Here is a 9412-nt window from a genome sequence, read left to right as displayed (position 1 = left end):
CTGATGCGATCCCCGTGGGAGCCCGGCTTGCCGGCGATGGGCTGCGAAGCAGCCCAATGGCTGCGACTCAGGCTTGACTGACTGGCATTAGCCCAGGGCCTGTCAGAACAGTACTTTCGCCACGTCGGCAAAGCGTTTGGCAAAATGCACCGTCAAACCTTCGCGCAGGTAGTCTGGCAGTTCCTCGAAGTCGCCGCGGTTAGGCTCGGGCAAGATCAATTCGAAGATCTTCTGCCGCCGTGCCGCGATCACTTTCTCGCGCACCCCGCCAATGGGCAGCACCTGGCCGGTGAGGGTAAGTTCGCCGGTCATGGCCACCCCTTTCTTCGGTGCCTGGTTGCGGGCCAGCGACAGCAGGGCACTGGCCATGGTGATGCCCGCGCTCGGCCCGTCCTTGGGGGTCGCCCCTTCAGGCACATGCAGGTGAATGAAGGCTTCGTTGAAGAAACCGGGGTCACCCCCGAACTGCTTGAGGTTGGAGCTGACGTAGCTGTAGGCGATCTCGGCCGATTCCTTCATCACATCGCCCAGCTTGCCAGTCAGCTTGAAGCCGCGGTTGAGGGTGTGGATGCGGGTTGCTTCGATCGGCAAGGTCGCGCCGCCCATGCTGGTCCAGGCCAGGCCGGTGATCACACCTTTGCCCGCCAGTACTTGCTCGCTGCGGAACACCGGCATGCCGAGTGCGGCCTCCAGGTCCTTGGTGCCGATTTTCAGCTTGGCGTCCGGGTTTTCCAGCAGCTTGACCACCGCCTTGCGCACCAGCTTGCCCAATTGCTTTTCCAGCTGGCGCACCCCGGCCTCTCGGGCGTAGCCCTCGATCACCGTGCGCAGCGCGCTGTCGCTGATGCTCAGGCTGGCCTTGGCCACCCCGGCCTTTTGCAACTGCTTGGGCCATAGGTGGCGCTTGGCGATGGCCAGTTTTTCTTCGGTGATATAGCCGGACAGGCGGATCACTTCCATGCGGTCCAGCAACGGGCCGGGGATCGAGTCCAGGGTGTTGGCGGTGCACACGAAGAGCACTTTCGACAGGTCCAGGCGCAGGTCCAGGTAGTGGTCGAGGAAGTCGACGTTCTGTTCCGGGTCGAGGGTTTCCAGCAGCGCCGAGGCCGGGTCGCCCTGGTAGCTCTGGCCCATTTTGTCGATCTCGTCGAGCATGATGACCGGGTTCATCACTTCGACATCCTTCAACGCCTGCACCAGCTTGCCGGGTTGGGCGCCGATGTAGGTGCGGCGGTGGCCCTTGATCTCGGCCTCGTCACGCATGCCGCCGACGCTGAAGCGGTAGAACGGCCGGCCGAGCGACTCGGCAATCGACTTGCCGATACTGGTCTTGCCCACGCCGGGCGGGCCTACCAGCAGCACGATCGAGCCGCTGATCTCGCCCTTCCATGCGCCAACGGCGAGGAACTCGAGGATGCGTTCCTTGATGTCGTCGAGGCCTGCATGGTGCTGGTCGAGTACCTTGCGCGCGTGCTTGAGGTCGAGCTTGTCCTTGCCATGGATGCCCCATGGCAGGGCAGTGGCCCATTCCAGGTAGTTGCGGGTGACGGCGTATTCGGGCGAACCGGTTTCCAGAATGGCCAGTTTGCCCATTTCTTCATCGATGCGTTTGCGCGCCTGCTCGGGCAGGGTCTTGCCTTCCAGGCGCTGCTCGAACTGCTCCAGGTCGGCACTGCGGTCGTCCTTGGTCAGGCCCAGCTCCTGCTGAATGACCTTGAGCTGTTCCTTGAGGAAGAACTCGCGCTGATGCTCGCCAATCTGGCGGTTCACCTCGGCCGAAATCTCGTTTTGCAGGCGGGCGACTTCGACCTCCTTGCGCAACATGGGCAGCACTTTTTCCATGCGCTTGAGCATGGGCACGCAGTCCAGCACTTCCTGCAGCTGGCCGCCGGTAGCCGAGGTCAGCGCGGCGGCGAAGTCGGTGAGCGGCGACGGGTCGTTAGGGCTGAAGCGGTTGAGGTAGTTCTTCAGCTCTTCGCTGTAAAGCGGGTTGAGCGGCAGCAGTTCCTTGATCGCGTTGATCAGCGCCATACCGTAGGCCTTGACCTCGTCGGTAGGCTCGGCGGGCTGGCGCGGGTATTCCACTTCGACCAGATAGGGCGGGCGGTGATGCTTGAGCCAGGTACGGATACGCACCCGGGTCAGGCCTTGGGCCACGAACTGCAGCTTGCCGTTTTCACGGCTGGCATGGTGCACCTTGACCAGCGTGCCGTACTGCGGCAAAGCCGAGGTATCGAAGTGGCGGTGGTCTTCTGCCGGCGTGTCCATGAAGAACAGGGCCAGGCAGTGGTCAGGGGACTTGGCGACCAGATCAAGGGTTTCCGCCCAGGGCTCTTCGTTGACGATTACAGGCAGTACCTGGGCCGGGAAGAACGGGCGGTTGTGGATCGGAATCACATAGACCTTGTCCGGCAGTTGTTGGCCGGGCAGGGCGAGGGCGTGGCCGGCTTGGGCCTGGGGGGGGGTGTGCTCGACTTCGCTGTGTTCGTCGGGGTGTTCCGGGAAATCCTGCTGGTCGCTCATGGGGCACCTGCGTGAATGACTATGGTGCTTAGATGGGGCGCAGGGGATTGGGTTTCAAGTTTCAAGCTGCAAGCTGCAAGCTGCAAGCTGCAAGCTACAAGCTACAAGCTACAAGCTACAAGCTACAAGCTACAAGCTACAAGAAAAAAGCGGGACCGCATTGGCCCCGCTTTTACTTGCGGCTTGTAGCTTGTGACTTGCAGCTTATTCAGCCAGTTTGTAAGCGATGATGTAATCGCCCATCCGCGTACCCAGCGAGCCATGCCCGCCCGCGGTCACCAGCACATATTGCTTGCCGTCCTTGCCGGTGTAGGTCATCGGGGTGGCTTGGCCACCCGCTGGCAGGCGGGCTTTCCACAGTTCCTTGCCGTTGTTCACGTCGTAGGCGCGCAGGTACTGGTCGAGGGTCCCGCTGAGGAAACCGACGCCGCCTGCGGTCACGATCGAGCCACCCATGCTGGGCACGCCAACCGGCAGGCCGATCGGCACGGGTGTGCTGTCACGGGTGGTGCCGTTCTTGTGCTTCCACACGACTTTGTTGGTGAACAGGTCGATGGCGGCCACGTAGCCCCAGGCCGGGGCCTGGCACGGCACCCCCAGGGGCGACATGAACGGGTGCATGGTCACGGCATACGGGGCACCGGTGTTCGGCTGCACGCCGCTGGTTTCGCTTTCGCGCTTGCTGCCCTCGGCAACCTGTTCACGCGGCACCATCTTCGACACGAATGCCATGTAGTTGGGCGAGGTGAACAGCAACTGGCGCACCGGGTCGACCGATACGCTGCCCCAGTTGAATACGCCTACGTTGCCTGGGTAGACCAGCGAGCCCTGCTCGGACGGTGGGGTGTACTGGCCCTCGTAGCGCAGTTCGCGGAACTGGATGCGGCACAGCATCTGGTCGAACGGGGTGGCGCCCCACATGGCTTGCTCGGTCAGTTCCGGGCCCAGCAGGTTGAGGTCGGAACGGGCCTGGGTCGGCGAAGTGTGGTCGCCTTTCACCGCACCTTGCGGGGTGGGGATTTCACGGATCGACACGATTGGCGTACCCTCGCGGCGGTCGAGCACATACAGGCTACCCTGCTTGGTCGGCACGATGATCGCCGGTTTCACGCCATCGTCGGTCTTCAGGTGCACCAGGGTCGGCTGGCTGCCGACGTCCATGTCCCACAGGTCGTGGTGGGTGAACTGGTAGTTCCAGCGGGCCTTGCCGGTCGCAAGGTCCAGGGCTACCACACCTGCGCTGTACTTCTCGGCGCCTGGGGTGCGGTCAGCGCCCCACTGGTCTGGGGTCTGGTTACCCAGCGGCAGGTAGATCATGCCGAGGTCTTCGTCGACACTGGCGATCGACCACATGTTGGCCGAGTTGCGGCTGTACATCTTGCCGGGGGCCAACGGCTTGGTGTCTTCCGGGTTGTTGCTGTCCCAGTTCCACACCAGGTGACCGTCGTGCACGTCGTAGGCGCGGATAACGCCAGATGGCTCGTTGGTGGACTCGTTGTCGGTGACATGGCCGCCGATGATCACCAGGTCGCGGGTAATGGCCGCGGGCGAGGTGGAGTAATAGCCGCCGGCGGTGAACGGGCCGATGCCGGTTGTCAGGTCGATCACACCCTGGTTGGCGAAGCCTTCGCAGACCTTGCCGTTGTCGGCGTTGATGGCGATCAGGCGCGCATCTGCGGTGGGCAGATACAGGCGGCGCGGGCAGGCCTGCGCCACGGCTTGGCCGGCGTCGCTGATTTTCGGGGCCGGGCTGCCGTCGCGGCTGACGTAGCGGTTCTCGTCATAATACGAAACCCCGCGGCAGGTCATGTGGGCAAAGCCTTTGAAGGTGCCGGTGGGGCTCTTCACCTGCGGGTCATAGCGCCAGATTTCCGCGCCGGTGTCCGGGTCGAGTGCCAGCAGACGGCTATGCGCGGTGCAGGCATACAGCATGCCGTTGACTTTCAGCGGGGTGTTCTGGTTGGTCAGCTCGACCGGGTCGTTCTCGGTCGGCAGGTCACCGGTGCGGATGCGCCAGGCTTCTTCCAGGCGGTAGGCGTTCTGCGGGGTGATCTGGCGCAGTGGCGAATAGCGGTCGCCATGCTCGGTGCGGCCATAAGCCTGCCATTCGCCGTCCGGCATGCTCGGCGCGGCGCTGGCCATCTCGCTGCTGTCGCGGCCCAGTTCGCCAAACACCTCACCCGGGTGGGTGAACTGGCTGCCCAGGGCGCAGGCGCCTGCGGCCACCACGGCCACGCTGAGCACCGCCGTGTTGGCAGTGCTGGCCGGGCCGATCAGCGGGCGGCGTGCCCACGGTAGCAGCAGGACCACGCCGATGGCGAACCAGATGGCCAGGCGCGGCACCAGTTGCCACCAGTCCAGGCCGACTTCGAGCAAGGCCCATACCGTGCTGCCTAGCAGCACCAGGCCGTACAGGCCCAAGGCGATGCGCCGTTGGGCCAGCAGCAGAATGCCCGACAAGGCAAAGCCGATACCGGCAACAAGGTAGTACAGCGAGCCGCCCAGCTGGCTCAACTTGATGCCGCCGGCCAGCAGGGCCAGGCCCATCAGCAACAGCAGCGCGCCAATCAGGCGCGGTAGCCAGCGGCTTCCAGTGTTGGCACCTTCAGTGCTCATTTCAGGTTCTCCGTCACGTCAAAAAAAATTCAGAAACTGCTTTGGATCTTCAGGCCACCGACCAGGGCGCCATCGACTTGCGACACGCCGCCGGGGTGGCGGATGTACTGCAGGTTCGGGCGGACCGTGAGCCAGTTGGCCACATGAATGCCGTAGTACAGCTCGGCGCTGTATTCCGTGTCTTGCACAGGCAGGAAGCCGGGGTTGTCGTAATCGTCAAGGCCGGCTGCCTGGTTGGCCAGGCGGGCGTTCTTGCGGTAGCCAGGGTTGACGTGCACGCGGGCGAGGGCGAAGCCGATGTCGTCCTTGGCGCGGGCATCGAAAGGCCCTTTGAATACCAGTCCTGCCTGAACATAGTTGTCGATGACATTGGTTTTCTTGTCGTGCATCGTTGCGTTGGCGAACAGGCTCAGGCCACGCGACTGGTCGGAGGCCAGTGCAGTCACCTGCTGCTGGGCGCCGAGCCACACGCCATGCTTGCTCGAGCTGCTGCGGTAGGCGCCGCCGCTCAGGGCTGCCGGCTGGCCGTTGCTGTCCTTGAGAACATCGTGTGCCTTGGCATTACTGTAGTAGTAGCCGGCGCGATATTCCCCTTTCAGGCCTTTGACGCGCGGGCTCCATACCAGTTCGACTGGCATGACCGCACCTTGGGTGCCGCTGCCACTGAGCTTGAAGCCGTTACCTGACTCGAGGTTGGACGGGTTCTGTTCGAACACGCCAACCTGCGCGTACAACGTGGGGCTGAGGTTGTAGCGCACGCGCAGGGCCCATTGGCTGACCGGCCAGTTGTACCAGATGCCACCCACCCAGTTGCCCACCTGCGAGCCGCAGAAGGCCAGGTTCTGGAAGTCACAGGGGAAACTGTTGAAGTCCTCGCCTTCGCCGAAACGGCCGAATTTCACGTCCAGTGCGCCGTCGAAGTACTTCTGCTTGATCCACATTTGCGTCAGCCGCCAGGTTTCACCGCGGCCCCACACTTCCTGGGCCGAGGTAAAGCCACCCACGCGTGGGTCATTGATGCGGTCGTTGCTGATGTTGTCGCCGTGGCGCTCGGTGATGGTCAGTTGCACTTCGGTGTCGTGCCAGCCAAGGATCTTGTCCAGGTCCAGGTGGCTGCCAAAGGTGAACTGGTCGCTGTAGCGCGCGGTACGGTCATGGTCGTAGCCACCGTGCAGGTTGCTGCCCATCTCGCCGGTGTAGCCGAGGGTGAAGTCGTAGCCTTGTTCAAGCAAGCGGGTGCGGGTGCCGCCCCAGTCGCCGAGCATCCACGGGGAGTCGTTGGCGAACATTTCGCTGGCGCAGGTGGGGGTCGCCAAGACAGCAAGGGCGACGCCTATGTAACAGGTTTTGGGCAGTTGGAGCATGAGATAGCGCTATCTTCTGATTATTGAAAAAACGGCAAGCGCATCGAAAGGCGAGGCTTTCAATGGATGTGGCGACGTGGGAGTTCAGTGAAGCGTTTCAGCTTGCGGCGGGGAGGATATAGTGGAAGGCGTCAGAAAAAAAGACAAATTGTCGCAGGTCATTATTGTTCAATTGGTAATAATGCCCTTACGGGTCTGCTCTGCGCAGTACCTGCGCCTACCCAGGTATGGCGCAGTACGTGTAGGAAATGGCTTGCCGGCGATTGGGGCGCAAAGCGCCCCCACCATTTCAGAAGGTGGTACGCAGGCCCACTTCCACACTGCGGCCCGGTGCTGGCGCGATATCGCGCAGAATCGAGCTGGCATAGCGCACGGTCTGGTCGGTCAGGTTCTCACCGCGCACGAACGCCAGCCACTGGCTCTGGCCAATATCGAAGCGGTAGCCAACGCTGGCCCCCAGCGTGGTATAGCCATCGGTGCTGCTTTCGTTGGCCGGCTTGCGGTGCTGAGAGGCGGCGTGCTGCACGTCCACCCGGGCCTGCCAGCGGTCCAGCTCCCAGACCAGGCCACTGTTCAGGCGTAGCGGAGCAATACGGGGCAGCGGTTCGCCGCTGTCAAGGTTCTTGGCCCGGGTGTAGTCACCCGACAATTCCAGGGCAAAGCTGCCATAACGGTTCTCGACCAGCTGCCAGCGGTCCTGGGCCTCGACGCCGTAGAAGCGTGCCCGCACACCTTGGTACTGGTACTCCGGGAAACCGTCGTCGTGATCATGGTCAGCTTCGTCGTGGTCGTGATCATGCCCGCCTTCGCGCAGGTTGCCGGTGCCGATAAGGCCGATGTAATTGCGGAAGTGGCTGTAGAACAGCCCGACGCTGCCCTTGTGCGTACCGTTGTCGAAGCGTAACGCCAGGTCGGCGGAAATGGCCTTTTCCTTGTTCAGGCTGGCATCACCGACTTCATAGGCACCGGTGGCAACGTGGGCGCCATTGGCATACAGCTCGTAGAAGGTCGGGGCGCGTTCGGTATAGCCAAGGTTGGCCGCCAGCGACCAGACCGGGTCGAGCTGGTACACCGCGCCCGATGACAGGCTGAACGCATTGAAGCTGCTGGCGCTGTTGGCGTCGACGAAGTTCTCGTTGCCTTTGGCATCCGGGTCCACGCGGGTGTGTTCCATGCGGGCGCCCAGGCTCAGGTTCAGGCGCTCGGTCGCTTGCCACTGTTCGAGCATGAACAACGCCAGGCTGTCGGTATCGGTGTGCGGTACGAAGGCCTCTTCGCCCAGGGCAGAGAATTCGTTGCGGCTGACTTGCGCACCGATCACGCCCTCCACAGGCCCGAGCGGCTGGTGGCGGGCTTCGATACGCGCTTCGTAGCCTTTGTTCTTGAACGTGGTGTGAACCTCGCCTTCCTCTATTTCGCTGTGTTCGTAGTCGGTGTAGCCGGCATCGACCTTGACTGAGCTGAACGGGCCGTCGAGGTCGCGCAGTTCGGAGGCGAAGGCGTAGTGGTCCTGTTTCATGTCCAGGCGCACGCCGGATTCGGCCACCGAGCCGTAGTTGCTGTCGTAGCGGCTGTACGACAGGCCGGCGTAACCGTGGTCCCAGTGGTAGGCACCGCCGATGGCGCCGCCATCCTGGCGGCCATCGCTGTTTTCCAGGCGGTGCTTGCTGCCGGGCTCTTCGGCATCGCGCACTTTCGCGCTACGGGCGTAGCCAGGGATGCGCAGGTCATTGAACTGACGGCTGTTGGCATCCAGGTGCAGGGCGAACGTGCCATCGCCGGCTTCTAGCTTGCCGGCGCTGCTGCGGGTGGTATCGGCGCCACCGTAACGCAGTTCACCGGCGCCGTGAATGCCCTCGATGGGGGCGTCGGGGATGCGGTTATCGAAGGTGTTGACCACGCCGCCAATGGCGTTGCCGCCGTACAGCAGTGCGGCCGGGCCGCGCACGATTTCGACACGATCGACGGTCACTGGGTCCAGCGGCACGGCATGGTCGTAGGACAGCGAGGAGGCATCCAGGGCGCCTACGCCGTTGCGCAGGATGCGAATGCGGTCGCCATCCAGGCCACGAATGACCGGGCGGCTGGCGCCAGGGCCGAACCAGGTCGAGGCGACACCGGGCTGTTTGTTCAGGGTTTCACCGAGGCTGCCGTGCTGCTGTTGCAGCAGGTTGTCGCCTTCGAGCACGGTGCTGGGTGCGGCCAGTTGGCGGTTGCCCAGCGGGTTGGCCGTGATCACCTGGGGTTCAAGTTCTACCGCGTGGCTGGGCGAAGCGGCCAGCCAGAGCGCGACGGCAAGGGGGGAGAGGCGAAGCGGTGCAGACAACATGAGAGTGGGACGTTCCTTGGCAGATGCTCATATAGTGTTACAACATAACATAACTATTTCAGCACAGAGGTTTCTTCCCTGGCCAGCATTTTTCTGCGGCCTCGCCGGATCCCACCCGCCACTACACTCGTGTAAGGTGCGCATCTTTCCCACGGAGTACAGCATGAGCACGGCCCAACACAACGCGCTGCACGGCAAGACCCTCGAACAGATCCTTACCGAGCTGGTGGCGCATTACCAATGGCAGGGCTTGGCCGAACGCATTGACGTGCGTTGCTTCAAGAGCAACCCGACGATCAAGTCGAGCCTGACCTTCTTGCGTAAAACCCCTTGGGCGCGGGAAAAGGTCGAGCAGTTGTACGTGAAGCTGCAGCGTCAGGCCTGAACGTGCTGCGGCGACCTTGGCTGACCGGCATGGCGGTGCTGGGCTGGTTCGGCCTGACCGTGCAGGTGTACCTGGTACTGCTGGCGCGTTGGCAGGAGCAGGCCAGCCTGATCGGCGGCCTGATCAACGTGTTTGGCTATTTCACGGTGTTGACCAACACCTTGGTGGCCACGGTGCTCAGTTATGCGGTGTTTG

The 9412-nt window shown here is 63.0% G+C and carries 5 protein-coding genes and 1 pseudogene; 2 read left to right on the top strand and 4 right to left on the bottom strand.

Features of this window, described 5'->3' with window-relative positions; translation table 11 throughout:
• Positions 1-102: 102 nt before the first annotated feature.
• From lon to GYA94_RS24000, 4 genes are all read right to left on the bottom strand, one after another.
• Positions 103-2523: an endopeptidase La gene (gene lon, locus GYA94_RS24015; protein ID WP_161893234.1), complete on the bottom strand. Its 2421-nt coding sequence runs from the start codon at positions 2521-2523 to the stop codon at positions 103-105.
• A 204-nt stretch (positions 2524-2727) separates the two neighbouring features.
• Positions 2728-5139 (bottom strand): glucose/quinate/shikimate family membrane-bound PQQ-dependent dehydrogenase, encoded by a 2412-nt coding sequence (locus GYA94_RS24010; RefSeq protein ID WP_161893233.1) that lies wholly within the window; start codon positions 5137-5139, stop codon positions 2728-2730.
• Between the two features lie 29 nt (positions 5140-5168).
• Complete coding sequence (locus tag GYA94_RS24005; RefSeq protein WP_110679983.1) at positions 5169-6503, bottom strand: carbohydrate porin; 1335 nt, start codon at positions 6501-6503, stop codon at positions 5169-5171.
• Positions 6504-6792: 289 nt separating this feature from the next.
• Complete coding sequence (locus GYA94_RS24000) at positions 6793-8832, bottom strand: TonB-dependent receptor (protein ID WP_161893232.1); 2040 nt, start codon at positions 8830-8832, stop codon at positions 6793-6795.
• Between the two features lie 163 nt (positions 8833-8995).
• Here GYA94_RS24000 and GYA94_RS23995 point away from each other — a divergent pair, with 163 nt between their 5' ends.
• The gene (locus GYA94_RS23995) at positions 8996-9217 is read left to right on the top strand and encodes a VF530 family protein (protein ID WP_003252112.1); all 222 of its coding nucleotides are present in this window, start codon (positions 8996-8998) and stop codon (positions 9215-9217) included.
• Between the two features lie 2 nt (positions 9218-9219).
• Positions 9220-9412: pseudogene (locus tag GYA94_RS23990) on the top strand (Pr6Pr family membrane protein); the annotation flags it as partial.

Source organism: Pseudomonas juntendi (genome assembly GCF_009932375.1).
Taxonomy (GTDB): domain Bacteria; phylum Pseudomonadota; class Gammaproteobacteria; order Pseudomonadales; family Pseudomonadaceae; genus Aquipseudomonas; species Aquipseudomonas juntendi.
Note: the sequence above shows the minus strand (reverse complement) of the source record. Positions and strands in the feature narration are given on the sequence as shown.